The organism is Arthrobacter halodurans (assembly GCF_041877255.1).
GTDB lineage: Bacteria > Actinomycetota > Actinomycetes > Actinomycetales > Micrococcaceae > Arthrobacter_N > Arthrobacter_N halodurans.
Genome location: NZ_JBHDLJ010000010.1, coordinates 60,057 through 85,548, shown reverse-complemented (window position 1 = coordinate 85,548; position 25,492 = coordinate 60,057). Strand labels below are relative to the sequence as shown.

Genomic DNA, 25,492 nt, shown 5'->3' with positions numbered 1-25,492 from the left:
CGCGCGGCCTACGCGTCCAGGTGCGTGGGCGCGAACATCCGCAGCAGCGTCTCGACGACGACCACGTTCGGACCGTCCGCGGCGAACGACTCCTCGAGCGCCGCGCGGACGCCTCCGGGCTCCACCCGCCGGGCGGGGACCCCGAAGGACTCGGCCAGCGCCACGAAGTCGGGGCGCGCGAGCTCGGTGGCCGTGGCCTTGCCGAACGCGCCGACCATGTATTCGCGCAGGATGCCGTAGCCGCCGTCGTCCACGATCAGCCAGGTGACCGGGACGTTGTGCTGCCGCGCGGTCGCCAGCTCGGCGATCGAGTACATGGCCGACCCGTCCCCGGAGACCGCCAGCACTCGGCCCTCCAGGCCCTTTTCCCCGGCGACCGCGAGGCCCACGGCGCCGCCGATGGCCGCGGGGTAGCCGAACCCGAGGCCGCCGGCGCCCTGCGCGGAGTGGAACTCGCCGCCGCGCGCGTCCCAGCAGCTCCAGCCCCAGTAGGCGGAGATGGTCATGTCCCAGAAGGTCTGCATCGCGTCCGGGACGGCCGCGCGGATGTCCGCCATGAACGTCCGCTCCTTGTCCAGATCCTGGGCGTCCAGGCGGGCCCGGACCTTTTCCAGCGTCCCGGCGACCAGGGCCTCCGGCGACACGCCGCCCCAGTCCGGACCCTCCGCGGGGTAGTCCTCCGCGCCGGCGGCGACGAGCCGTCCCAGCGCGTCGTCCAGGTACTCGAGCGCGGCGCGCGCGTCGGCCCGGATGCCCAGCGCCGGGCGGTTCGACTCGAGGACCCGGGGCTCGGCGTCGATCTGGATCAGGCGGCCCCGCGGCTCCAGCGTGAAGTAGTTGGAGGTGACCTCGCCCAGCGAGGACCCGACGACGATCAGCACGTCCGCCTCCTCCAGCACCTCGGTGGTGTGCCGGTCCTCGACCCACGACTGGAGGCTCAGCGGATGCGTCCAGGGGAACGCCCCGTTGCCGCCGGGCGAGCAGACGACCGGGGCGCGCAGCTTCTCCGCGACGCGCAGCAGCGCGTCCCGGGCGCCGGCGCGGCGCACGCCGCCGCCGGCCACGATCGCGGGGCGCTTCGCCGCCGAGAGCCAGCGGACGGCCTCCTCGACCAGCTCGACGCGCGGCGGGTGCTCGTAGGCCTCGGCGAGGGCGTCGGCGACGGGCGGCACGAAGACGGGGGCCAGCAGGACGTCCTGCGGCACCTCCACCCACACGGGTCCCTGCGGGACAGTGATGGCGTCCGCCCAGGCGTCCTGGATCGCCGACGGGATGCCGGAGGCGTGGTGCACGGTCCGCTGGCTCTTGGTGACGTTGGCGGCCGAGGCCTTCTGGTCGTCGAGCTGGTGCAGCATGCCCTTGCGGCGCGCGCCGAGCCCGTCCAGCGGGATCTGGCTCGCGACCACAACCATCGGGACGCCGGTCGCGTAGGCCTCCTGCAGCCCGGCGAGGCTCGTCAGGGCGCCGGGGCCGGTCGAGAGGAACAGGACGCCGACCTCCCCGGTGGCGCGCGAGTAGCCGTCCGCGGCGAACGCCGAGTTGTTCTCCACGCGCGAGGAGACGAAGTGCAGCCCGGAGCGGCTCAGCGCGTCGAACAGGCCGAGCGCGTGCTGGCCCGGGATGCCGAACACGGTGCGCGCGCCGAGCGCCTCGAGGGTCTCGATGACCAGGTCCCCGCCGTTGCGGCCGGCCTTGTCGGCGGCGGCCGTTGGGGCCCCGACGCGTGTTCCGGTGGTGTCGGTGCTCATGAGGCGTCCTTCGTTGCGGTGGCGGCGCGGCGGTCCGCCATGAGGGTGACGAGGTCGTAGGCGACGTGGGAGGCGGCCACGCCGGTGATCTCGGCATGGTCGTACGCGGGCGCGACCTCCACGACGTCGGCGCCCACCAGGTTCATGCCGCGCATGCCGCGGAGGATCTCCAGCAGTTCGCGGCTGGTGATCCCGCCGGCCTCGGGGGTTCCCGTGCCGGGGGCGTGGGCCGGGTCCAGCACGTCGATGTCCACGGAGATGTAGAGCGGCCGGTTGCCGATGCGGTCGCGCAGCTTCGCGACGACCTCCGCGACGCCCTGGTGGTAGACGTCCGCGCTGGTGACGATCCCGAAGCCGAAGCGGCGGTCGTCGTCGAGGTCCTTCTTGCCGTAGAGCGGCCCGCGGGTGCCCACGTGGGAGATGGCCTCGGTGTCGAGGATGCCCTCCTCCACCGCGCGCCGGAACGGGGTGCCGTGCGTGTACTCGGCGCCGAAGTAGGTGTCCCACGTGTCCAGGTGAGCGTCGAAGTGCAGCATCGCCACCGGCTCGCCGGCCCGCTCGGCGGCCGCGCGGAGCAGCGGGAGGGCAATCGTGTGGTCGCCGCCGAGGGTCAGCAGGGACGCGCCGTCGGCCGTGAGGGCCAAGGCGTTGTCCTGGACGGTCTCGATGGCCTCGTTGATGTTGAACGGGTTCACGGCCATGTCCCCGGCGTCGGCGACCTGGACGTTCTCGAAGGGGCTGACGTCGAGCGCCGGGTTGTAGGGGCGCAGCAGGCGCGAGGACTCGCGCACGTGGTTGGCGCCGAACCGCGCGCCCGGGCGGTAGGAGACGCCGGCGTCGAACGGCACGCCGACGATCTTGATGGCGGCGTTGGAGACCTGGTCCAGGCGCGGCAACCGGGCGTAGGTCGCGGCGCCCGCGAAGCGCGGGATGCGCGCGGAGTCGATGGGACCGATGTTCCCGTTGGCCTCGATGCGGATCTCTTCCATGGTTCTCCTCTGCTGGCCGGCGGCGCGTCCCGGGCAAGGCGCCCGGCGCGGGGTGCCCGGCGCGGGGTGCCCGGCACTGTCGCCAGTTGTCCAATAAGCAACATTCGTTGCATTGAATGCTATTTGTGGCGGGCGTTACAGTCAAGGCCGACTCGCCTAGGGTGGGGGCGTGAGCTACGACGGCAACGAGTCGGGCGCCGAGTATCCGGCCCGGCGGATCAGCGTTTCCACCGGCGCGCCCTTCGACGTGTTGCGCCGTCGCCTCGAGGCGCTGGTGCCCGCCTTCGAGCCGGAGCGGATCCGGGCCGCGGTCGCGCGGGGCGCCGGCTGGGAGCAGCTGAGGCGCGAGGCCGAACGGGACGCGCCCTACGGGCTGTGCCGCTTCCGGACCGAGGATCCCGGCTGGCTGATGCGGCCGGCCGGCAGCGACACCGCGAGCGTCACGTACCTGATCGGCAGCCTCACCCTGCAGGCGCGGATCTTCCGCCTGTGCCCGGCGGCCATGATCCACGTCCCCCTGCGGCTCGAGCTGCACGAGGACCGTCGGGGGCGCGCCGTCGTCGGCTTCGAACAGCCGGGGGCTCCGCTGGCCGCGTTCGGCATCAACAAGGTGACGCAGGCCGGGCGCGAGCTGGACCGGATGCTCGGGGACCTGCTGGAGGCGCTCGAACTTCCCCGGCCGGGCGCGCTGCGGCGGTAGCGGCCGGGACATCAGCTCGATGCGGCGGGACGAACCGCCGGTCCCGTCACCTCGTCACGTGGCGGGTTGCGTGGAACCGGGGAGGACCAGGCTCATGACGTCGGACAGGGTGATGACGCCGATGAAGCGCCCGTCCTCCATCACCGCGGCCAGCTGCTCCCCGGCGCTGCGGATCCGGGCGAGCGCCTCGTACACGGGCGTGGCGGCGTCGAGCCGGAAGGCGGGCCTGGCGATCTCGCCCACGCGGCGCTCCGGCGGCTCGAGGAGCGTATCCCGGACATGCACCACCCCCGGCGCTCCGCCCGCGCCACCCTCCACGAGGATCCGGAGATGCCGCGACCGGGCCGCCGCCCCTTGGAGGTCCGCCATGGTCGCGTTGCCGGACACGGCGGTCGGCGTGCCGCCCGGGGCGATCAGCGACTTCACGGTGAGCTTCTGCAGCTCCAGGACGCCTGACAGCTGGGTCCTGAACGAAGCATCGAGGGCTCCCGCCGCGGCGGAGTGCTCCACGAGGTGGCGGATCGTGTCGGCGTCCTGGCCGCCGACGGCCGCGCTCTCGACCGGCGTGACCCCGCTCATCGCAACCAGCCGGTTGGCCACCTCATTGACCCAACTCAGCAGGGGACGGAAGCACCAGATGAAGCCCCGCGCGGGAAGTCCGATCAGCTTCGCGGAGATCTCCGGGTGCGCGATCGCCCAGGACTTGGGTGCCATCTCCCCCACCACGAGGTGGAGGAAGGTGACGAACAGCAGCGACAGGGCGAAGGCCGTCCCGCCGGCGACGCCCTCCGGCACGCCCCAGGAGGCGAACACGGGTCCCAGCCAGGCGTCCACGGCCGGTTTGGTGATGGCCCCGAGGGCGAAGGTGCAGGCGGTGATGCCGAGTTGCGCCCCGGCGAGCATGATGGTCAATTCGTTGATGCCGCGCAGCGCGGCGCGGGCGGACCGGCTGGTGGCGGCCTCCGCTTCCAGCCGGTGGCGGCGGGCGCCCAGCAGGGCGAATTCAATGACGACGAAGAACGCGCTCAACACGATGAGCAGCGTGGTCACAATTGTCACGGACAGTGGATCCGTCATCGTGTCTCCTCCTGGCTCGGCTCGGTGTGGACCGGGGCCTGCTCGCCCGACTCCGCGTCCGCCTTCTCCGGCGCCACTTCGCGCAGGTGCACGAGCAGCTCGCTGGGCACATGCCGCTCCACGTCGATGACGTCGACCGCGAGCACCCTGTGGACCGGTTCGTCCAGCACGAGGTCGCGGGGATCGCCGGGGAGCGCCACCGTGACCCGCTCGCCGACGACAGGCAGCTGTCCGCGCGCGGCGATGAGCAGTCCCGAAAGGGTTTCGTAGTCGCCCTCGGGCAGCTCGTGGCCGATGGCCCGCTCCACCTCGTCGACGTGGACGCCGCCGCTCATCCGCCAGGTCGCGTCCCGCTCCGCCTCGATGGTCGGGGGCGCCTCGTTGTCATGCTCGTCGGTGAGTTCGCCCACGAGTTCCTCGGCCAGGTCCTCGATGGTGATGACACCCGTGAATCCGCCGTACTCATCGATGACGCAGGCGAGTTGGTTGCGCGACCGCATCAGCTGCTCCAAGGCATCGGGCAGGGACATCAGCGTCGGCAGGACGAGCGGGGGGCGCATAACGGTGGTGACGGACGCGTCGCGGGGAACGGCCGCGTCCAGCAGATCGGCGAGCTGCACGACCCCGAGCGGCTCCTCGGTGTCCGAGACGACCGGGTACCGCGTGTGCGCCTCGGCCATCAGCGCGCGCACCTGGCCAATGGTGGTGTCCGGGGTGACGGTGCCTACCTGGAACCGCGGGATCATCGCGTGTTCGATGTCGCGGTCCGGAAAGTCGAGGACGCGGTCTATGAGCATCGACAGGTCCTCGGGCAGGTCCCCACTCTCGCGGGAGTCGGCCACGATCCGGTCCAAGTCCTCCGCGGTTGCCGTGGTGTCGACGTCATGGACGGGCTCCACGCGCAGCGCCCGCAGCAGGGCGTTGGCGGCGTGGTCGAAGACGGTGATCAGCCACCCGAAGACCGTGAGGTAGACGGTGGTGGACCGCGCCAGCCCGCGAGCCAGTGGTTCCGGATTCGCGATCGCGAGATTCTTCGGGTACAGCTCACCGAAGATCATCTGCACGACGGTCGCGATGACCAACGCGGCCACCGTGCCGACGGAGATGCTCACCGCCGCAGGAACCCCGATTCCCCCGAGCAGCACGCCCAGCGACTCCCCGACCAGGGGTTCGGCGACATACCCCACCATCAGACCCGTGACGGTGATGCCCAATTGGGCGCCCGAGAGCATGAAGGAGGTCCGGCGGGTCACCTTCAGTGCCCGCTGGGCCGCCACGTCCCCGGCCTCGGCGCGGGTCGCCAGCCGCGTCCGATCCACCGACATGTAGGCGAACTCCTGCGCCACGAAATAGCCGTTGGCGGCGATGATCGCCAGAATCACCAGAATGCCGACCAACAGCGTGAGCGCCGCCGCGATCACCGGCGCGGCCCTCCGCCGCCACCGGCCGCCGCCGGCTCACGCCCGCGGCCGCCCAGGGGGCCCGACTCGACAGAACGACGATGACCGGGGGCGTCGGCGACCCCCAAGATGGTACTCAGCTGGACCAGCATCCTTCCTCCGGTGGTGGGACATCGGTGGCCCCACTGTACTGACGGAAAATGAGAAACCGACCGGTTCCGGCGGACTGGAGGTGCCCGTGCCCGCTAGCTGGATGCCGCGGGAACCAGGGTCCAGAGGACGACGGATTCGCTGTCGGTCGGGTTGATCCACGAGTGCGGCTCGCGGCCGGGGAAGGTGACGGTGTCGCCGGCCTCCAGCTCGAAGCGCTCGTTCGAAAAGATGATGATGAACCGGCCGGAGACCACGTGCAGCACCTCGGCCTCGCAGTCCACGGAGTACAGCTCGGACTCGCCCTCGCCGCGCGGTTCGATCACGGCGCGGATGACCTGGAGCCGCCGTTCGGAGCGCGCCGTGAGCAGCCGCTCCACGATGCCCCGGCCGCCCAGCGAGATGCGCGGGGCGTCGCCCAGGCGGACCACGTGCGTCTCCGGCTGGGCGAACAGCTCCCCCACCGACACGGACAGCACCTGGCACAGCGTGACCAGCGACGCGACGGAGGGCGACGTGAGGTCCCGCTCGACGCGGGACAGGAACCCCTTGGTCAGGCCCGTGGAGGCCGCCACCTGCTCGATCGTCAGTCGCTGGGCGTGGCGGGCGGCGCGGATCCGCGATCCGATGGCGATCGGCGCGTTGCTGGGCTCGACGGGCAGGGCCTTCATGGGCGTGGTTCTCCGGGCTGGGCGGGCGGCGACGGGCGTCGGCGCCGGGGCGGATGCGGGCGGTCTTCGGCGGGCGGGCGTGACGGACTGCCGATGCAGGACAGCTTAGGTCAATTGACGTGTTAGCCGAATCACACTAGCCTAATGCGCAACATCTGTTTTCTCTGAGAAAACACACCCCCCGACGCACGACAGAAGGGCAAGAACTTGGACTTCATCAACGCGGCCATCGTGGTCGCCTATCTGGCCGCGATGCTCCTGTTCGGCTGGTGGGGCAAGTCCCGCACCAAGAACTCCAGCGACTACCTCGTGGCCGGCCGCCGCCTCGGCCCGTTCCTCTACACCGGAACCATGGCCGCCGTCGTGCTCGGCGGCGCCTCGACCGTCGGCGGCGTGGGACTCGGCTACCGCTGGGGCCTGTCCGGGGCGTGGCTGGTCATCGCCATCGGCATCGGCGTCCTGCTGCTGAGCCTGCTGTTCGCGCCGACGCTCCAGCGGCTGAAGATCTACACGGTCTCCCAGATGCTGACCCTGCGCTACGGAAGCCGCAACGCCACCCACGCCTCCGCCGTCGTCATGCTGGCCTACACGTTGATGCTGTGCGCGACCTCCACCGGCGCCTACGCGACGATCTTCGTGGTCCTCTTCGGCTGGGAGCGCTGGATGGCCATCGCGATCGGCGGCGCGATCGTCCTGGTGTATTCGACCATCGGCGGCATGTGGTCCATCACCCTGGCCGACCAGGTCCAGTTCGTCATCAAGACCGTCGGCGTCTTCGCGCTCATGCTGCCGTTCGCGCTCAACGCGGCCGGCGGCATGGGCGGCATGCGCGCGCGCCTCGAAGAGTCCTTCTTCGAGTGGGACGGCATCGGAACGCAGACGATCATCACCTTCTTCGTCGTCTACACGCTCGGCCTGCTGATCGGCCAAGACATCTGGCAGCGCGTCTTCACCGCCAGGACCCCCACGGTCGCCCGCTGGGGCGGCGCCACCGCCGGCATCTACTGCGTGCTCTACGGCGTCGCCGGCGCGGCCATCGGGATGGCGGCGCGCGTGGCGCTGCCCGCGATCGACGTCGAGAACCTGGGCAAGGACGTCGTCTACGCGGAGGTGGCCATGAACCTGCTGCCGGTCGCTGTGGGCGGGATCGTCCTCGCGGCCGCCGTCGCGGCCATGATGTCCACCGCGTCCGGCGCCCTGATCGCCGCCGCCACCGTGGCGCGCACCGACGTCACGCCCTTCGTCGCCGGCTGGTTCGGCAAGGACATCGAGGTCAACACCGGCCGGAACCCGGAGCACGACGTCCGGGCGAACCGGCTCTGGGTCCTCGGGCTGGGCCTGGTCGCGATCGTCCTGGCCATCATCGTGAAGGACGTCGTGGCGGCGCTGACCATCGCGTACGACATCCTCGTCGGCGGGCTCCTGGTCGCCATCCTCGGCGGGCTGGTCTGGAAGCGCGGCAACGGCGTCGGCGCCGCCCTCTCCATGGCTGCGGGAACCGTCGTGACGCTGACCACCATGATCGTCCTGGAGGTCAACGCCGAACAGCAGTACGACGGCGTCTACGCCAACGAGCCGATATACTACGGCCTCGCCGCGTCCGTCGTGGTCTACCTGCTCGCCAGCGTCCTGACCCCGGCCACGCGGCCCGAGGTGATCGATGCCTGGAACGAGCGCGTCGCCGGCCGGGTCCCGGCGGAGGGCACGAGGGAGGGCGCGGAACACGGCGCCGCGCTCAGGGGCGACACCGCCCGGTAGCCACCGCGCACACGCCCCGGGAGCCGACGGCCCCGCCCGCGCCAGCCGGCACGGGCGGGGCCGTCGGCGTCCCGGCCGCACGCCCCCTCCGGCCCACCCGGTATACTCGGACGCTGAAGGGGAGTAGTTCCAGGCCCGCCCCAGCACCCGGAAACGGTTCGCGAGTACGCGACTCGGGGCGCGACGGCGGCGGAGGACTTGTCGACATACTGGTCACGCAGGCGTGACCCGGCAATCCACCCGGACCCAGTCCGGGCGAGCGAGACCTTCGGCCCGCCGCGGCGGCCGAGGTTCGCTGTACCCCCGTACAGGTCGTCGGCCGTCGCCTCCCGAGCAGTCTCGGGAGCAACGAACCGAACCGAGGACCCCACGATGACACCGGACCCGACACCCAGGGAAACGACCGGCGCCGCCGGCACGCGCGCCGGCACCGATATCCCCGTCCCGGCCGGGACGCGGGCGGGCTCGCCCGATGCGGACCGCCGCACCCCGACCCCGCGCGACCTCCGGCGCTGGCGCAAGTACCTCGCCGACGAGCGCGCCGAGGGAGCCGTCTACCGGGAACTGGCCGCGGACCGCGAGGGCGAGGAGCGGCGCATCCTCCTCGGCCTGGCGGACGCCGAGCACCGCCACGAGCAGCACTGGCTCGACATGCTCGGGGACCACGCGGACCGCCGCGTCCGTCCGTCCCTGCGGCGCGTCCTGCTGCGCTTCCTCGCGCGCCACTTCGGCTCCGTGTTCGTCCTCGCGCTGGCCCAGCGCGCCGAGGGCAACTCCCCCTACGCGGTGGACCAGGACGCGACGCGCCAGATGGCCGCGGACGAGCTGGTGCACGAGGAGGTGGTCCGCGGGCTCGCGACCCGCGGGCGCACCCGGCTGTCCGGGAACTTCCGGGCGGCGGTCTTCGGCGCCAACGACGGGCTCGTCTCCAACCTGGCCCTGGTCATGGGCATCGGCGCGACCGGCGTCTCCAGCGCCCTGATCCTCTTCTCCGGCATCGCCGGCCTGCTCGCGGGAGCGCTGTCGATGGCGGCCGGCGAATACGTCTCGGTGCGCTCCCAGCGCGAGCTGCTCGCCGCCTCGCGGCCCACGCAGGCCACGCTGTCCGCGGCCCCGGACCTGGACCTGGACGCCAACGAACTGGTCCTGGTCTACAAGGCGCGCGGCATGAACGACGAGGACGCCGAGCACCGGGCGGCGGAACGCATGGGGTACTTCTCGTGCGACTGCAACCCCTCGATGTCGCTGCAGCCCGAGCGCGAGGCGGACGACCAGCGCGAGCACGAGACCATCGGCTCGGCGCTGGGTGCCGCCGGCGCGAGCTTCTGCTTCTTCGCTTCCGGCGCGCTCATCCCGATCCTGCCGTACCTCCTGGGCCTCGGCGGGTCCGCGGCGGTCGCGGTCGCGGTGGTCCTCGTCGGCCTGGCGCTGCTGGTGACCGGGGGCGTCGTCGGACTGCTCTCGGGCGCGTCGCCGGCCAAGCGCGGCCTCCGCCAGCTGGCCATCGGCCTCGGGGCCGCCGCCGTGACCTACGCGCTGGGCCTGGCGTTCGGCACCACGGTCGCCTAGGAGGGCGTCGCGCCGCCGTCGAACTGCGCGGCGAGGCGCTCCAGGGTGCGCTCCATGTTGCCCGGCGTCGTGCGGGTGAAGCCGAGCACGCGCAGGGCCCACTTGTGCTTGAGCCGGCTGGCGTCCCAGGTTTCGCGGACGAGCGTGCCGCCGTCGACCGGTTCCAGCTCGTAGCGCCAGCGGTGCCCGCTGAAGTGCCGCCAGGCGATCGTGCGGCCGTCCTCGAACTCGACCACCGTGTTGCTGATCCGGTACGGGACGCCGAGCCGCATGTCCATGCCGAACTCGGCGCCGAGCCGCAGCCGGTCCGGCGAGCCCCCGCGGGCGGCGCGCACCGTGCCGGAGCCGTCGATCACCGGATGCATGGCGGGGTCCGCGAGGAGCTCGAACACGGCACGGGGCGGTGCCGGCACGAGCCGCTGGCGGGACTGGAGGTAGGGGGAGGTGTCCATCGCCCCAGTCTAGGGCCGCGTCGCGGAGGGCGTCCCGGGGCGGGGGCCGGTTCGCGGCGGGGCCGCGCTCGTGAAACGATGGGAGGATGGCCGAATCCGCATACCCGCTCGTCGATGCCCGTGAGATTCTGCGTGTTGTCGGCGGTGCGGCGTTCACGCGGGGCAAGGCCTACGCCAACAGCGAGCGCATCACCGACCTCGCCTGGGACCCCGCCGCCGGGGAACTCGCCGGACGCGTGCAGGGCACCGATCCCGTCGCCTACGCATGCGCGGTATCCCTGGTGGACAAGAAGGGCGCGTGGACGGTCTCCGGCCTTCGCTGCTCCTGCCCGGTCGGCGTGGACTGCAAGCACGGCGCGGCGCTGCTCATCCACTCCAACACGCTGCACCTGCGCTCCCGCGACGTCTTCTTCGAGAACACCGCGGCCGCGGCCACCGCGCCCGCGTGGCAGGAGAGCCTGAACGGGTTGCTCGGCGCGGGCTCCCGGGCGGCCGCCGCCGCGCCCCGGACCCCGGGCCGCTCGCACGCGGCCGCCGAACGCGCCGTCCTCCAGGAGATGGCCCTGCAGTTCGACCTCCAGGACACCACCGTGGCCGCGCACCGCCAGTGGGCCCCCGGTTCCGGCGTGGGGCACCAGCGAGCCGCCGCGCACCGCTGGCGGCTTGGCGTGCGTCCCATGGTCCGCTCCGGCAACGGCCGCTGGGTGCGCGGGAACCTGCGGTGGAACACCATCAGCTTCAAGACCTACGGGCTGAACCTCGATCCCGAACAGCACCGCTGGTTCTGCCAGTTCGTGCCCCTCTACCGGGCCAACGGGCAGCTCTACTTCGGCGAGGACAACGACTGGCTGTACCTCGACGAGTTCAGCTCCCCCCTGCTGTGGGCGCTGCTGGCCGAGACCGGCGACCTCGGCATCCGGCTCATCGGCACGCGACCGGACGCGGAGGTCCGCCTCACGGCGCCGGCCGCCGTGGCGCTCGCCGCGCTGCGCGACGCCTCGGGCGCGGCGGACTCCCCGCTGCGCCTCGTCCCCACGCTGTCCATCGACGGCGGGCTCGTGGAGCTGGACGGGCACCGCCCCGCCGGCGCCATCGGCAACCACGGCATCTACGCCGCCACCGACGACTCCGCCGTGGTCCTCCTGGCCCCCGTGGAGGGTCGCCTGGACCCCACGGAGCTCGAGCTGCTCCGCCACCCGGAGGGCATCGAGGTGCCCGCGCCGGAGATCGGGGACTTCCTGGCGAAGGTCTACCCCCGGCTCGGGCGGCGCGTCGCGGTCGTCAGCCTCGACGGGTCCGTGGAGCTGCCGGAGATCCTGCCCCCGAAGCTGGTGCTCAGCGTCGGGTACCCGGGCGGCGACGTCGCCGAGCTGGACTGGAACTTCGACTACGGCCCCATGCCGGTTGACGCCGACACCCGCGACGCGGAGTCGGAGACCGCCCTGGAGAACGCCGCCCTCGCCGTCCTCGAGGACTCGCCCGCGCTGGCCGGCCGGGTGCTGGCGCCGCGGACCCTGCGCGGCCTGGACACCGTGGACTTCGTCCGCCGCACCCTGCCCGCCCTCGGCGAGCTCGACGGGTTGCGGATCGATGTCACGGGGCGGGAGCCGGAATACCGGGAGCTCACCGAGTCCCCCGAGCTGACCGTCACCACCGTGGAGTCGGAGCGCCGCGACTGGTTCGACCTCGGACTGGTCATCGCCGTCGGCGAGCGCCGCATCCCGTTCGCCGAGATCCTCCGCGCCCTCTCCCGGGGGCAGAACCGCATGCTGATGCCGGACAAGACCTACTTCTCGCTGGACCACCCGCTCTTCGACAAGCTGCGCGAGCTCGTCACCGAGGCCGGGCACCTCCAGGACCGCCCGCACGAGTTGCGCATCACCCGCTACCAGGCGTCCCTGTGGGAGGAGCTGGACGCGCTGGCCACGCAGACCGAGGGCCCCGACTCCTGGTACGCGGGCGTCGGCTCGCTGCTGAACCTGGCCGAGGCGGGCCCGGCCGAGCTGCCCGCGGACCTGCATGCGGAGCTCCGCCCCTACCAGCGGGACGGCTTCGCCTGGCTGGCGATGCTGTGGCGCAACGGGCTCGGCGGCGTGCTCGCGGACGACATGGGCCTGGGCAAGACCCTGCAGACGCTCGCCCTGATCCTGCACGCGAAGCAGCAGTGGGCCAGCGCGGACCCGGCCACGACGGCGGCGCACCTCGCCGCGGCGGCCGACGCGCCGGCGTCGTCCTCGCCGCTGGTGCCCGGACCCTTCCTCGTGGTCGCCCCGACGTCGGTCGTGTCCAACTGGGCCGACGAGGCGGCGCGTTTCGCGCCGGGGCTCAGCGTGGCCCTCGTCGCCGACACCCAGGCGCGGGCGCCGCACGCCCTGGCGGCGCTCGCCGCCACGCACGACGTCGTCGTGACGTCCTACACGCTTTTCCGGCTCGACGCCGAGGCGTACCACTCGGTGGCCTGGGCCGGCCTGATCCTGGACGAGGCGCAGTTCGTGAAGAACAAGGCCACGAAGGCCCACCACGCGGCCCGCGACCTCGACGCGCGCTTCAAGCTGGCGATCACCGGCACCCCCATGGAGAACAACCTCATGGAGCTGTGGTCGATCTTCGCAATCGTCTCCCCCGGGCTCTTCCCGTCGGCCGTGCGCTACGCCGAGGAGTACCAGCGGCCCATCGAGAAGCAGGGGCTCGACGAGCCGCTCGCCCGGCTCCGGCGGCGGATCCGGCCGTTCATGCTGCGCCGCACGAAGTCCGCCGTCGTCACCGACCTGCCACCGAAGCAGGAGCAGGTCCTCCACGTCGAGCTCACGGCGAAGCACCGCAAGATCTACGACACGCACCTCCAGCGGGAGCGGCAGAAGATCCTGCGCCTGGTCGAGGACATGGACAAGAACCGCTTCACCATCTTCCAGTCGCTCACGCTGCTGCGGATGCTCTCGCTGGACGCGTCGCTCGTGGACGCGGAGTACGACGGCGTCCCGTCGGCGAAGCTGGACGTCCTGTTCGAGCAGCTCGAGGACGTGCTCGCCGAGGGGCACCGCGCGCTGGTGTTCAGCCAGTTCACCTCGTTCCTGAAGAAGGCCGCGGCTCGGCTCGAGGCGGAGGGGGTCGAATACGCGTACCTGGACGGCTCCACGCGCAAGCGCTCCGAGGTCATCGGGGACTTCAAGACCGGACGGGCGCCCGTGTTCCTCATCAGCCTCAAGGCCGGCGGATTCGGGCTGAACCTCACCGAGGCCGACTACTGCTTCCTGCTGGACCCGTGGTGGAACCCGGCCGCGGAGTCCCAGGCCGTGGACCGCGCGCACCGGATCGGGCAGACCCGCAACGTCATGGTCTACCGCATGGTCGCCAAGGACACCATCGAGGAGAAGGTCGTGGCGCTGCAGGACGCCAAGCGCCAGCTGATCTCCTCGGTGATGGACGACGGCGAGGGCTTCGGTTCGGCCATGACCGCCGACGACATCCGCGACCTGCTCAAGGATTAACGCGCCCCGCGGAAGCGCTCCGGGAGCGCGTGTTACCCCGCGGGCGCGACACGGTGCGGGCCGTCCGGCGGTGGGCTAGGCTGGACCCAGCTTCACGAGACATGGCGCCAAGCTCCGACTGGCCATGCACCAACCCCACACGGGGACCCGGCCTCGGCCGCGGTCCCGGATTGTTCGGCGGGTGGTTCGGATGACGAAGCGGCCCGCGGCAGCCGCCGCCGGCAAGGACAATCCGAAAGGCACCGCCATGACCACCCTGCGGCACCGCCCCCGTTCCACCGCTTCCCACCCCTCCGTCCGGCGGCGCGCCGGCGCTGGCGCGCCCGTCGGCGCGGCACGCTTCCCCAACGACTGGATCGCAGCGACGCTCCGCCTGTGCCCCGACCGCCGCCTGGTGCGCGTCAGCGCGGACGGGATCGAGTGGGTGCTCGCGGCCGAGGACTTCGACGCGTTGGCGCGGGCCGCCGCGGGCGCGCCCGTCCGCGTGGAGTGGAACCCCGACCTCGGCCGCGTGCTGATCCCGGGGGCGCACTCCCGCGCCGGCACGTCCTTCTTCCGCCTCGCGACCGGCCGCGCCTGAGCATCCCGCACGACGGCGGCCGCCGCCTTCCCGGGGGAAGGCGGCGGCCGCCGTCGTGCATGCCCCGAGGGGCCCGCGGTTCCTAGAGGTTCGAGTCGGGCTCGTGCTCCGGGTAGACCTCGCGCAGCAGGTGCGCGGTCTCGGACGGGGTCTTGCCGACCTTGACGCCCGCGGCCTCGAGGGCCTCCTTCTTGGCCTGCGCCGTGCCGGAGGAACCGGAGACGATGGCGCCGGCGTGGCCCATGGTCTTGCCCTCCGGGGCGGTGAAGCCGGCCACGTAGCCGACGACAGGCTTGGTGACGTTGTTCTTGATGAACTCCGCGGCGCGCTCCTCGGCGTCCCCGCCGATTTCGCCGATCATCACGATCGCCTTGGTGTCCGGGTCCGCCTCGAACGCCGCGAGGGCGTCGATGTGGGTGGTGCCGATGATCGGGTCGCCGCCGATGCCGATGGCGGTGGAGAAGCCGAGGTCGCGCAGCTCGTACATCATCTGGTAGGTCAGCGTGCCGGACTTGGAGACCAGGCCCACCCCGCCCTTGCCGGTGATGTTCGCCGGCGTGATGCCGACCAGCGACTCGCCCGGGGTGATGATGCCGGGGCAGTTCGGGCCGATGATGCGGGTGACCTGCTTGCCGTCGGCGTCGACCTTGGACTGGGCGAGCGCCCAGAACTCGGCGGCGTCCTGCACGGGCACGCCCTCGGTGATGACCACGACGAGGCCGATGCCGGCCTCGATGGCCTCGACGACGGCGTCCTTGGTGAAGGCGGGCGGCACGAAGACGATCGACACGTCGGCGCCGGTCTCGGCCATGGCCTCCTGGACCGTGCCGAAGACCGTGATCTCCTTGGCGCCGTGGGTGACCGTGGTGCCGGCCTTGCGGGCGTTCACGCCGCCGACGATCTGGGTGCCGGCGTGCAGCATGCGGGCGGTGTGCTTGGAGCCCTCGCCGCCGGTGATGCCCTGGACGATGACCTTGGAATCCTTGTTCAGGAAGATAGACATTCTGTGATCCCGTCCCTTTACTTGTTGGCCAGTTCGGCGGCCTTGTCGGCGCCTTCGTCCATGGTGGTGGCCAGGGTCACCAGCGGGTGTCCGGCCTCGCGCAGGATGCGGCGGCCCTCGTCGACGTTGTTGCCGTCGAGGCGGACGACCAGCGGCTTGGTGGCCTTCTCGCCGAGGATCTCCAGGGCCTTGACGATGCCGTTGGCGACGGCGTCGCACGCGGTGATGCCGCCGAAGACGTTCACGAACACGCTCTTGACCTGCGTGTCGTTGAGGATGACGTCCAACCCGGCGGCCATGACCGAGGCGGAGGCCCCGCCGCCGATGTCCAGGAAGTTCGCGGGCTTGACGTTGCCGTGCTTCTCGCCGGCGTAGGCGACGACGTCCAGGGTGGACATGACCAGCCCCGCGCCGTTGCCGATGATGCCGACCTGGCCGTCGAGCTTGACGTAGTTGAGGTCCATCTCCTTGGCCTTGGCCTCGAGCGGATCGGTGGCGTCCTTGTCCTCGAGCGCGGCGTGGCCGGGCTGGCGGAAGGCGGCGTTCTCGTCGATCGAGACCTTGCCGTCGAGGGCCACGATCTCGCCCGCGCCGGTCTTCACCAGCGGGTTGACCTCGACCAGCGTCGCGTCCTCCTTCTGGAAGACGTCCCAGAGCTTCACGATGGCGGCGGCGACCTGCGCGCGCAGCTCGGGGGCGAAGCCCGCGGCGGCGACGATCTCGTCGGCCTTGGCCTGGTCGATGCCCACGGCGGGGTCGACGGCGACCTTGGCGAGGGCCTCGGGGCGCTCCACGGCGAGCTCCTCGATCTCCATGCCGCCCTCCACCGAGCACATGGCCAGGTAGTTGCGGTTCGCGCGGTCCAGCAGCACGGAGAAGTAGTACTCCTCGGCGATGTCGGCGCCCTGCGCGATCATGACCTTGTTGACGGTGTGGCCCTTGATGTCCATACCGAGGATGTTGGAGGCGTGCTCGAAGGCCTCGTCGGCGTTCTTGGCGACCTTCACGCCGCCGGCCTTACCGCGGCCGCCGACCTTCACCTGCGCCTTGACGACGACGACGCCGCCGATCTTCTCTGCAGCTGCCTTGGCTTCTTCGGGTGTGTACGCAACGATGCCGGCGAGCACGGGTACTCCGTGCGCCTCAAACAAATCGCGCGCCTGGTATTCATACAGGTCCACGGGCTTGGTGTCCTTCTACGTCGAAGTCGTTTCTGACTCGGAGCGAGCGGCACTGCTGGCCCGACGGGCTCCAAGTGGAACTTTAGTCCCTGGGCGCAAGACGCCGGGCTCAGACTATCCCTTTCGTGAGGAAGCGCACAGTTCTACGAGTTGTAGAGACGTCACGCTTCGGGGTATGCGCGCGGCACGGTCAGCCGGTCTTCGTCAGGGGCGCATAACGCAGCAGCAGGCGCTTCTCGTCGCCGCCGAACCTGACCTTCGCCACGGTCTTGTCGCCCGCTCCCTCCAGCGCCAGGACCACGCCGCTGCCGAACGTCGTGTGGCTCACCGCATCCCCGACCGACAGCGCGACGACCTCCTTCTGCGGCTGCACCCGGCCGGCGGCGCGCGCCGTCGGGGCCGTGCGCAACGCGGCGCCCTCGGGGTCCCCGCTGCGCCGGCCGCCCGCGGGGGACGCGGTCGCGCCGGCGCCCCAGTGCGAGCCGTTGTCGTAGCGGCTGGTGGCGTAGTCCTTGCGCAGGGATCCGCCGAAGCCGCCCAGCGGCGTGCGGACGGCGCCCTCGCGCTTCCAGTCCACGAGCTGCGCGGGGATCTCCTCGAGGAACTGGCTGGCCGGGTTGTACTGCGACTGGCCCCACAGGCTGCGGTACTCGGCCCGGGTGACGTAGAGCCGGCGTCGGGCCCGGGTCAGCCCCACGTAGGCGAGCCGGCGCTCCTCCGCGAGCTCCTTCGCGTCCGTCATGGAGCGCTGGTGCGGGAAGATCCCGTGCTCCATGCCCGTGAGGAAGACGACGGGGAACTCCAGCCCCTTGGCCGTGTGCAGGGTCATGAGCGTGACCATCCCCTCCCGGCGGGCCATCTCGGCGCCCTCGTCGTCCGTCGGGGCCTCGGGCACGGAGTCCGCGTCGGCGACCAGCGAGACCTGCTCGAGGAAGCCGCCGAGGGTGCCCTCGGGGTTGTCGCGCTCGTAGTCGCGCACGACGGCGACGAGCTCGGCGAGGTTCTCCACGCGCGACTCGTCCTGCGGGTCCTCGCTCTTGCGCAGCATCTCCAGGTATCCGGTCTGTTCCAGCACGGCCTCCAGGGAGGCGGCCGCGCCCGATCCCTCGGCGACGACGGACAGGTCGTCGATGATCCCCACGAAGGCGCCGACCGCCTTGACGCTGCGGGTGGCCAGGCCCGGGGCGTCCCCGGGCCTGCGCAGGGCCTCCATGAAGGAGATGCGCTCGCGCTGGGCGAGCGCGGCCACGGCGTACTCGGCCCGGTCGCCGATGCCGCGCTTGGGTTCGTTGAGGATGCGGCGCACGTTGACGTCGTCCTCCGGGTTCACGAGCACGCGCAGGTAGGCCAGCGCGTCCTTGACCTCCTTGCGGTCGTAGAACCGGGTGCCCCCGACGACCTTGTACTTCAGGTCCACGCGCATCAGCTGCTCCTCGAGCGACCGGGACTGCGCGTTGGTCCGGTAGAACACGGCGACATCGCCGGGCCGGATGCCCTCGTCGTCGTTCAGCCGCAGGATCTCGTCGGCGATCCAGCGTGCCTCGTCCTGCTCGGACTCCCCCACGTAGCCGACGATCCTGGCCCCGTCGCCCTCCGCCGTCCAGAGCCGCTTCTCCGGCCGGTCCGGGTTCAGCGAGATCACGGCGTTCGCGGCGCTGAGGATGTTCTGGGTGGAGCGGTAGTTCTGCTCCAGCTTGATGGTCTCGGCGTCCGGGTAGTCCTTCGCGAACTCGACGATGTTGCGGATGTCCGCGCCGCGGAACGCGTAGATCGACTGGTCGGAGTCGCCCACGACCGTGAGCTCGCCGCCGGGCGTTGGGCCGTCGGGACCGGTCAGCTCGCGCACCAGCGAGTACTGGGCGTGGTTGGTGTCCTGGTACTCGTCGACCATCACGTGGCGGAAGCGGCGGCGATAGCTGTCCGCCACGGCCGGGAACGCGCGGAAGATGTTGACGACCTGGCCGATGAGGTCGTCGAAGTCCATGGCGTTGGCCTGCCGCAGGCGTTGCGTGTAGCCGCGGTAGACCTCCGCGACCGCGGTGCTGAAAGGGTCGGCGCCGGCGACGGTGGCCGCGAAGTCCTCGTCGTCGATGAGCTCGTTCTTCAGTGCCGAGATCTTGTGCTGGATGGCCTTGGGCGCGAACTTCTTCGGGTCCAGGTCCAGCCCCTTGGCGACCAGCGTGATGAGCCGCAGCGAGTCCGCGGAGTCGTAGATGGAGAAGTTGGACTTCAGCCCCACGGAGGGCGCCTCCCGGCGCAGGATCTTGACGCAGGACGAGTGGAAGGTGGAGATCCACATGCGGTCGGCGTCGGGGCCGACCAGCGCGGAGATGCGTTCGCGCATCTCCGCGGCCGCCTTGTTGGTGAAGGTGATGGCCAGGATCTCGTGCGGGCGGGCCCGCCCCGTGGCGAGGAGGTAGGCGATGCGGTGGGAGAGCACGCGCGTCTTGCCAGATCCGGCGCCGGCCACGATCAGCAGAGGGGTCCCCGCGTGCCGGACGGCCTGCTCCTGCTGCGGGTTCAGCCCCTCGAGGAGGGCTGCGGCGTCCGGGAGGGCGGGACGGCTGGGCGGGGCGGAGAAGTCGTCGAAAAGGAAATCCATGGTCCCACCAGTCTACGGTTCGGCGCCGGCGCCCGGCCGGCCCGCGGGCGCGTGCCGGCCGGGCCGGATCCCGGCACCGGCGGCATAATGGACGCATGTCGAACAAGTCCTCCCGCAGCCGCCCGAAGTCCCGCCGCGCGTCGGCGGCCAAACGCCACCAAGGGCACCCGGCCCGCTCCGGCCCGGGGAAGTCCCCGGCCCAGGCCGACCAGGCGGGGGCGGGGGCGCAGGCGCCGGGCAACGGAAACCTCATCCTGCTGGCCGGCTTCGCCGCGTCGGCGCTCCTCTTTTGGTACTACCACCTGCTGGTGCTGAACCAGATGACGGACCTGTCGCTCGGCATTCCCATGCCGGACCAGCTGATCGGCGGCTACGACGCCGGCTACATCGACATGCTGCGGCTGGCCATGGACGAGGACGCGCGCGGCCAGCTCAGCTACGTGCACAAGACGGCGGGACTCCTGTTCCCCCTGTTCCTCGCGCTGGTGACCATGCTGGCCGTCAACCTGCACGTGGCGCGCGGCCCGTTGCGCTGGGGCCTCTGGTCCGTGCCCATGGCCTTCGCCGTCGTCGACCTCTGGGAGAACGCGGCGATCGAGGCCCTCCTGACGGGTCCGCTGGACCCGGCCGCCGTGGCCCTCGCGAGCTTCCTGACCGTGACACGCTGGGTGTTGCTCCTGGCCACGGTCGCCGTGGCGGCCTTCGTCCTGGTGCGTTCGTTCGTCGCCACCTTCCGGCGGAAGTGGGCCGGCGAGGGTCTTTCCTCCCCGCGCGTGTGAGAACGGGTCCGCGCGGGCGCTAGTATGGTTGCTGTCCGCCGCGGGTCCTCCCCGCGGGACGCGCCCCTGTAGCTCAGTAGGATAGAGCGACCCTCTCCTAAAGGGTAGGCCATCGGTTCGATTCCGGTCAGGGGCACCACGAGAGTTCGGCGGGCCCACGGACCGGGGCCCACCGCCCCCCTCCCCCCGGCCGACCGCGTGCGCGGACGCAAAGGGCCGCCGCCCGGGCGAAGAGTCGGATGGCTCCCTTGACTGATCCTCTTCCGCATCGCCCGGCCGACGGCCGCATTGGCGCTGTCCCCCGACAGCCGAACCGCCGTTCTCCCACCTGCCGCGGCGGACTCGAGACACGCGATCCACGGCGGTGGGCAGCTCGGTCGCCGCAACACCAACGCGTTTATCTAAATCCAATCGACTTAGGATGTCAACTCATGGGCATACGGTGACGGGGCGTGCCCGTCCCGTGACGCCCGGCGTCGGCTCCGTGACGTCCCCGGCGCCCTCCATGACGCTCGGGTAAGGCCATGTGACGCGCGGTTTGACGGGTCGCGGCGGGGTAGCGGTGCTACCGGAGCAGCAGGGCGCTCGCCTTGGGCGACAGGGTGGTGTCGAGCACCGCGCAGGCGCCGCCGATCGCCGCGTTGTTCTCGCCGAGCGCCGAGTTGAGGACGGAGATCCCGTGGATGGCCTTGGCGGTGAAGCGCTCATTGACGATCTCGTTGACCTGGTCCAGGCAGAAGTCGTTGACCCTGGCCCACACGGGGCCGCCCATGATGACGGTGTCCACGTCCAGGGCGTTGACCAGCTGCGCGACCATGTCGGCCACGTTGCGGCTGCACTCGCCCAGCAGCTCCAGGGCCGCGGCGTTCCCGTCCCGGGCCAGGTCCACGAGCCGGTTCATGCCCATGGCACGCTCGGCGACGGTCGGGGTGGCGGGCACGTCCAGCGGGATGCCAGCCGCCTCCGCCTTGCGGGCGACGTTGTCGAAGCCGATCGCCGCGGCCAGGCAGCCGGTGCGGCCGCAGGCGCAGTTGATGCTGTCCCGGCCGACGGAGTAGTGGCCGATCTCGCCGGCGTTGTTGCTCACGCCGCGCAGGACCTCGCCCCCGAGGACGGTGCCCACGCCGACGCCGGCGCCGAAGTACACGCAGACGAAGTTCCGGCCCTCGCCGTCGTGGTCCCCGCTCCACAGCTCCGCTAGCGCCGCCGCGATGGTGTCCTTCTCGAGGATGACGCGCAGCCCCAGGCGCGCGCCGAGCGGCTTGACGATCTCCACGTTGCGCCATCCGTCAAGCAGGGGCGGCCCGGTGATGACGCCCTCGCGCGGGTCCAGCGGCCCGGGGGCGGCCACGCCGACCCCGACGATGCGCTCGCGCGGCTGGCCCGCCTCGGTGATGAGCTCCTCGACGGCGTCGGCCATGAGGGAGATGGTCTCCTCCGGGACGCCGAGGTCCGGGGTTTCGATGCGGCGGATCGCGACGACGTCGCCGCGCAGGTTCATCATGACGGCGGTGATGACGCCCGGGTCGAGGTCGATGCCGATGGAAAACAGGCGGTCGGCCTCGAGTTCGAGCACGGTGCGCGGCTTGCCAGGCCCGGAGACGATCGTGCGGTCCTCGCGGATGAGGGAGTCGTCGATCAGGCGGCGCACGACGTTGGAGATGGTCTGCGGGGACAACCCGGTGGATTCGGCGAGCTCCACGCGGCTGATGCCGTCCTTGGCGCGACGGATCGACTCGAAGATGACCGCTTGGTTGAAGTCCCCAAGCCTCCCCAGATTGGTGCCGCGCCGCATGTTCACTCCAGAGTCTCGCATCGTACAGAGAGCCACCCGGCATGGTGCCGTGTGGCGTTCCTTGCACGCGTCCCCCCGGCCCGCGTTCCCGCCCGCGCGTAGCGCGGTCCAGTGTTACGCCATCCTACAGAGCAACTCGGCGATCAGGCGCGACAAAACCCCCGTCCGGCGCCTCACTTCGCAATAGAGGCCCGAACCCTTTCGGCCGGGGCGATTGCTAGGCTAAAATCCATGCCCGATTTCCTGACCGTCGCCGCCGTCCGCCTCCTCGACAACGAGGGACGCATCCTGCTGGCCCGCAAGCGCGGCACCAGCATGTTCATGCAGCCCGGTGGCAAGCTGGAGCCCGGGGAGTCCCCCGCCCAGGCCGCGGTCCGCGAGGTGCGCGAGGAGACCGGACTCGACCTGGACCCGGGCCTTCTGGAGGACCTCGGCGTGTGGACCGGTCCCGCGGCGAACGAGGCGGACACGGAGATCGTGGCCCATCTCTTCGGCGCGTCCGTGCGCGGGGTCCCCCGCGCCGCCGCGGAACTCGAGGAGCTCCTCTGGGCGCGCCCCGCGGACGCGTTGCTCCGCCCGGACATCGCCCCCCTGCTGCGCGATCACGTGCTCCCCGGCCTGCTGGGCGCGGCTTTCGGGGGCCGGGCGCCGCGCGTCTAGGCGTCGGCGAACTGCGTCCGGTAGAGCTGGGAGTAGCGCCCGCCGGCCGCCAGCAGCTCGGGGTGCGTGCCGCGTTCGACGACGCGCCCGTCCTCGACCACCAGGATGGCGTCCGCCGAGCGGACCGTGGACAGGCGGTGCGCGATGACCACGGCGGTGCGCCCCGCGAGCGCCTCCCCGAGCGCCGCCTGCACCGCGGCCTCGTTCGTGGAGTCCAGCGCCGCGGTGGCCTCGTCCAGGACCACGACGCGCGGGGCCGCCAGCAGCAGCCGGGCGATCGTCATGCGCTGGCGCTCGCCCCCGGAGAGCCGGTAGCCGCGCTCGCCCACCATCGTGTCGAGCCCGTCCGGGAGCGACCGCACGAGCGTCTCGAGCCGCGCGCGGCGCAGGGCGTCCCACAGCTCGTCCTCGGACGCCTCCGGCGCGGCCAACCGCAGGTTGGCGCCGATCGTCTCGTGGAAGAGGTGTCCGTCCTGCGTGACCATGCCGACCGTGTGGCGCATGGAGTCGAAGGTCGTGTCGCGGACGTCCACCCCGGCGAGCTCCACGGCGCCCTCGTCGACGTCGTACAGGCGGGCCAGGAGCTGGGCGATGGTGGACTTGCCCGCGCCGGAGGATCCGACCAGCGCGTAGGTCTTGCCCGCCTCGACCTCGAAGTCGATCCCGTGCAGGACCTCCTCGCCGCCCCGGCTGTCGAGGACCGCGACCTCCTCCAGCGAGGCGAGCGAGACCTTGTCCGCGCTCGGGTAGCCGAAGCGGACGTTGCGGAAGCGGACGGAGACCGGGCCCTCGGGGATCGGGTGGGCGCCGGGCTTCTCGGCGATGAGCGGCTTGAGGTCCAGGATCTCGAAGACGCGGTCGAAGCTGACCAGCGCGCTCATGATCTCGACGCGGGCGTTCGCCAGCGCGGTGAGCGGGGCGTACAGGCGCGTCAGGAGGAGGGCCAGGGTCACGACGTCGCCGGGGGCAAGCTCCCCGCGCAGCGCGTAGACGCCGCCGAGCCCGTAGACGAGTGCCAGTGCCAGCGCCGCGACGAGGGTCAGGGCGGTCACAAAGAGGAATTGGCGCATGGCCATCTTCACGCCGATGTCCCGCACCCGCGCGGCGCGCGTCGCGAACTCCGCGGACTCGGCGCTCGGGCGGCCGAAGAGCTTCACGAGCGTCGCGCCGGGCGCCGAGAAGCGTTCGGTCATCTGCGTGCCCATCGTGGCGTTGTGGTCCGCCGCCTCGCGGCGCAGCCGCGCCAGCGTCGCGCCCATGCGCCGGGCCGGGATGAGGAAGACCGGGAGCATCAGCACCGACAGCACGGTGACCTGCCACGACGTGCTAAGCATCACGGCGGCGGTCAGCGCGAGGGCGACCGCGTTGCTGACGACGCCGGACAGCGTCCCCGCGAACGCGGACTGCGCCCCGATGACGTCGTTGTTCAGCCGGCTGACCAGCGCCCCGGTGCGCGTGCGGGTGAAGAACGCAATGGGCATGCGCTGGACGTGGTCGAAGACCTCGGTCCGCAGGTCGTAGATGACCTGCTCCCCCAGGCTGGAGGACAGCCAGCGCATGAGGATCGTGACGCCGGCCTCCGCGACCGCAACGAGCGCGATCAGCAGGGCCAGCCGCAGGACCGCCTGGACGGGCCCGCCGGCGACGATCGCGTCGACGACCTGGCCGGCCAGCACGGGCGTGGCCACCGCCAGCACCGCCGACACGACGGAGACCAGGATGAAGGCGATCAGGCGCCCTTGGTACCGGCGGGCGAAGTCCACGACGCGCCGCACCGTCCCCGGCGCGAACTGCCGCCCCTTCGCCGTCGACAGGTTCCATAGGGATCCCCAGGCGGCGTGTTCCATGCTCATGATGTGCTGCTCCCTCTGGCGTCGGGGCACGCGCCCCGGCGTACCATCCTACGCCGGGCGCTCATCCCCCACGGAGCCGGAACTCCACGCGGCGGACGGCGGCGACGACAGCGCCCGGCGCCTCCAGCGGCGGCGTGTGGCCGCATCCCGGCACCAGGGTGAAGTCCGCCTCGGGGAACACCGCCTGCCAGGACCGCGAGTCGACCGGCCGGCGCTTCGGGTCCAGTTCCCCGTGCAGCAGCTCGACGGGCAGCCCGGCGGCCGGGACGCCGCCCGCCGGGAGGCCCGAGCCCCGCCGCGGCGCCAGGAAGTCGGTCCGGAACTGGCTCTCCAGGACGGACAATGCCGGGCCCGGACCCACGCGGCGGCTGAACTCCACCATGGAGCGGATCCAGTAGTCGCGCTGCGCCGGCGTCCCGGAGGCGATGTTCAGCCACGCGTAGCCGCGCCACTTCGCCTCGGTGGCGGGTCCGCGCAGGCCGGAGAGCAGGTCGCGGATCGAGCTGTGGGTCCGCATGTTCGGGCCGGAATCGATCAGCACCAGCCCCGCGACCGCCCCCGGGTGGGCCAGCGCGGTGAAGGCCGCGATCGCCCCACCGGTGGAGTGCCCGACGACGATGGCCGGCCCGTGCCCGCGGTCCGCGACCTCGCGGGCCACCCGCGCGGCGACGCTCGCCAGGGTCGGCTCGGCGACCTCGGTCATCCACTCCAACGGGATCGGCTCGAAGGCGCCGCGCGCCAGCAGCGGCTCCGCCACGGCGTCGTACGAGGAGGCCGGCACCAGGGTGCCGGGCAACAGGACAACGGTCCGCGGGGAACCCGGCGCGTGCCCGGCGCCCGGGGACCCGGCCGCTGCTGCGTCGTCCATGGGTCCTCCACGGTCTGCGGTTGCCGGGCGCGCCGCCGTGGTCCTGCGCGGCGGGACTGCGCGGCGCGGCGACGGTCGGGAGAAGGTCCCGGGCGCGCCACGCCACCTCCAACGCTAGCCCCGGCGGACGCCGCGGAAAAGCCCGCGCGGAGTCCGGGCCGCGGCGCGT

At 71.8% G+C, this 25,492-nt stretch carries 19 protein-coding genes, 1 tRNA gene and 1 riboswitch; of the genes, 8 read left to right on the top strand and 12 right to left on the bottom strand.

All coding sequences use genetic code 11. The annotated features are described in order from the left end of the window. Positions 1 to 8: 8 nt before the first annotated feature. Both ACETWP_RS12475 and speB read right to left on the bottom strand, forming a co-directional pair. On the bottom strand, positions 9 to 1,748 hold the full coding sequence (locus tag ACETWP_RS12475; RefSeq protein ID WP_373972576.1) for a thiamine pyrophosphate-binding protein: 1,740 nt from the start codon (positions 1,746 to 1,748) through the stop codon (positions 9 to 11). After that, on the bottom strand, positions 1,745 to 2,737 hold the full coding sequence (gene speB / locus ACETWP_RS12470) for an agmatinase (protein WP_373972575.1): 993 nt from the start codon (positions 2,735 to 2,737) through the stop codon (positions 1,745 to 1,747). Before speB ends, ACETWP_RS12475 begins: the two co-directional genes overlap by 4 nt. Positions 2,738 to 2,906: 169 nt before the next feature. Between speB and ACETWP_RS12465 the strand changes: the two genes are divergently transcribed. Continuing rightward, a complete protein-coding gene (locus ACETWP_RS12465; protein ID WP_373972574.1) occupies positions 2,907 to 3,437 on the top strand; it encodes a hypothetical protein in 531 nt (176 codons plus the stop codon). A 54-nt stretch (positions 3,438 to 3,491) separates the two neighbouring features. Here ACETWP_RS12465 and ACETWP_RS12460 read toward each other — a convergent pair whose 3' ends face one another. From ACETWP_RS12460 to ACETWP_RS12450, 3 genes are all read right to left on the bottom strand, one after another. Beyond that, the gene (locus tag ACETWP_RS12460) at positions 3,492 to 4,514 is read right to left on the bottom strand and encodes a CNNM domain-containing protein (protein WP_373972573.1); all 1,023 of its coding nucleotides are present in this window, start codon (positions 4,512 to 4,514) and stop codon (positions 3,492 to 3,494) included. Next, positions 4,511 to 5,935: a hemolysin family protein gene (locus ACETWP_RS12455; RefSeq protein WP_373972572.1), complete on the bottom strand. Its 1,425-nt coding sequence runs from the start codon at positions 5,933 to 5,935 to the stop codon at positions 4,511 to 4,513. Before ACETWP_RS12455 ends, ACETWP_RS12460 begins: the two co-directional genes overlap by 4 nt. Before the next feature lie 224 nt (positions 5,936 to 6,159). Continuing rightward, the gene (locus ACETWP_RS12450; RefSeq protein ID WP_373972571.1) at positions 6,160 to 6,735 is read right to left on the bottom strand and encodes a helix-turn-helix domain-containing protein; all 576 of its coding nucleotides are present in this window, start codon (positions 6,733 to 6,735) and stop codon (positions 6,160 to 6,162) included. Between the two features lie 252 nt (positions 6,736 to 6,987). Here ACETWP_RS12450 and ACETWP_RS12445 point away from each other — a divergent pair, with 252 nt between their 5' ends. Together ACETWP_RS12445 and ACETWP_RS12440 are read left to right on the top strand one after the other, a co-directional pair. Next, the gene (locus tag ACETWP_RS12445) at positions 6,988 to 8,493 is read left to right on the top strand and encodes a sodium:solute symporter family protein (RefSeq protein ID WP_373972627.1); all 1,506 of its coding nucleotides are present in this window, start codon (positions 6,988 to 6,990) and stop codon (positions 8,491 to 8,493) included. Between the two features lie 372 nt (positions 8,494 to 8,865). Then, a complete protein-coding gene (locus ACETWP_RS12440) occupies positions 8,866 to 10,062 on the top strand; it encodes a VIT1/CCC1 transporter family protein (protein ID WP_373972570.1) in 1,197 nt (398 codons plus the stop codon). On the opposite strand, the gene ACETWP_RS12435 is transcribed toward ACETWP_RS12440, so the two are convergent. Beyond that, complete coding sequence (locus ACETWP_RS12435; RefSeq protein ID WP_373972569.1) at positions 10,059 to 10,514, bottom strand: SRPBCC family protein; 456 nt, start codon at positions 10,512 to 10,514, stop codon at positions 10,059 to 10,061. The two genes, ACETWP_RS12440 and ACETWP_RS12435, sit on opposite strands and share 4 nt — an antisense overlap. 86 nt (positions 10,515 to 10,600) lie before the next feature. On the opposite strand from ACETWP_RS12435, the gene ACETWP_RS12430 reads away from it, so the two are divergent. Beyond that, positions 10,601 to 14,002: a DEAD/DEAH box helicase gene (locus ACETWP_RS12430; protein ID WP_373972568.1), complete on the top strand. Its 3,402-nt coding sequence runs from the start codon at positions 10,601 to 10,603 to the stop codon at positions 14,000 to 14,002. A gap of 90 nt (positions 14,003 to 14,092) precedes the next feature. Then, positions 14,093 to 14,236: riboswitch (SAM riboswitch) on the top strand. A gap of 13 nt (positions 14,237 to 14,249) precedes the next feature. Continuing rightward, a complete protein-coding gene (locus ACETWP_RS12425; protein ID WP_373972567.1) occupies positions 14,250 to 14,582 on the top strand; it encodes a hypothetical protein in 333 nt (110 codons plus the stop codon). A gap of 82 nt (positions 14,583 to 14,664) precedes the next feature. Here ACETWP_RS12425 and sucD read toward each other — a convergent pair whose 3' ends face one another. The 3 genes from sucD to pcrA form a co-directional block, all read right to left on the bottom strand. Further along, on the bottom strand, positions 14,665 to 15,585 hold the full coding sequence (sucD, locus tag ACETWP_RS12420; RefSeq protein WP_373972566.1) for a succinate--CoA ligase subunit alpha: 921 nt from the start codon (positions 15,583 to 15,585) through the stop codon (positions 14,665 to 14,667). 17 nt (positions 15,586 to 15,602) lie between these two features. After that, positions 15,603 to 16,766, bottom strand: coding sequence for an ADP-forming succinate--CoA ligase subunit beta (gene sucC, locus ACETWP_RS12415; protein ID WP_373972565.1), 1,164 nt, complete (start codon positions 16,764 to 16,766; stop codon positions 15,603 to 15,605). A 190-nt stretch (positions 16,767 to 16,956) separates the two neighbouring features. Continuing rightward, positions 16,957 to 19,368: a DNA helicase PcrA gene (gene pcrA, locus ACETWP_RS12410; protein ID WP_373972564.1), complete on the bottom strand. Its 2,412-nt coding sequence runs from the start codon at positions 19,366 to 19,368 to the stop codon at positions 16,957 to 16,959. Between the two features lie 95 nt (positions 19,369 to 19,463). On the opposite strand from pcrA, the gene ACETWP_RS12405 reads away from it, so the two are divergent. Next, positions 19,464 to 20,147, top strand: a complete 684-nt coding sequence (locus ACETWP_RS12405; RefSeq protein WP_373972563.1) for a hypothetical protein — start codon at positions 19,464 to 19,466, stop codon at positions 20,145 to 20,147. A gap of 62 nt (positions 20,148 to 20,209) precedes the next feature. After that, positions 20,210 to 20,286, top strand: a tRNA-Arg gene (locus ACETWP_RS12400). A 426-nt stretch (positions 20,287 to 20,712) separates the two neighbouring features. Here ACETWP_RS12400 and ACETWP_RS12395 read toward each other — a convergent pair. Beyond that, entirely contained in the window at positions 20,713 to 21,942 is a 1,230-nt protein-coding gene (locus tag ACETWP_RS12395) for an ROK family transcriptional regulator (RefSeq protein WP_373972626.1), read from the bottom strand. A gap of 231 nt (positions 21,943 to 22,173) precedes the next feature. Here ACETWP_RS12395 and ACETWP_RS12390 point away from each other — a divergent pair, with 231 nt between their 5' ends. Beyond that, a complete protein-coding gene (locus ACETWP_RS12390; RefSeq protein ID WP_373972562.1) occupies positions 22,174 to 22,602 on the top strand; it encodes an NUDIX hydrolase in 429 nt (142 codons plus the stop codon). Here ACETWP_RS12390 and ACETWP_RS12385 read toward each other — a convergent pair. Both ACETWP_RS12385 and ACETWP_RS12380 read right to left on the bottom strand, forming a co-directional pair. After that, on the bottom strand, positions 22,599 to 24,455 hold the full coding sequence (locus ACETWP_RS12385; protein ID WP_373972561.1) for an ABC transporter ATP-binding protein: 1,857 nt from the start codon (positions 24,453 to 24,455) through the stop codon (positions 22,599 to 22,601). The genes ACETWP_RS12390 and ACETWP_RS12385 overlap by 4 nt on opposite strands. Positions 24,456 to 24,516: 61 nt before the next feature. Further along, a complete protein-coding gene (locus ACETWP_RS12380) occupies positions 24,517 to 25,323 on the bottom strand; it encodes an alpha/beta fold hydrolase (RefSeq protein ID WP_373972560.1) in 807 nt (268 codons plus the stop codon). Between the last annotated feature and the right edge of the window lie 169 nt (positions 25,324 to 25,492).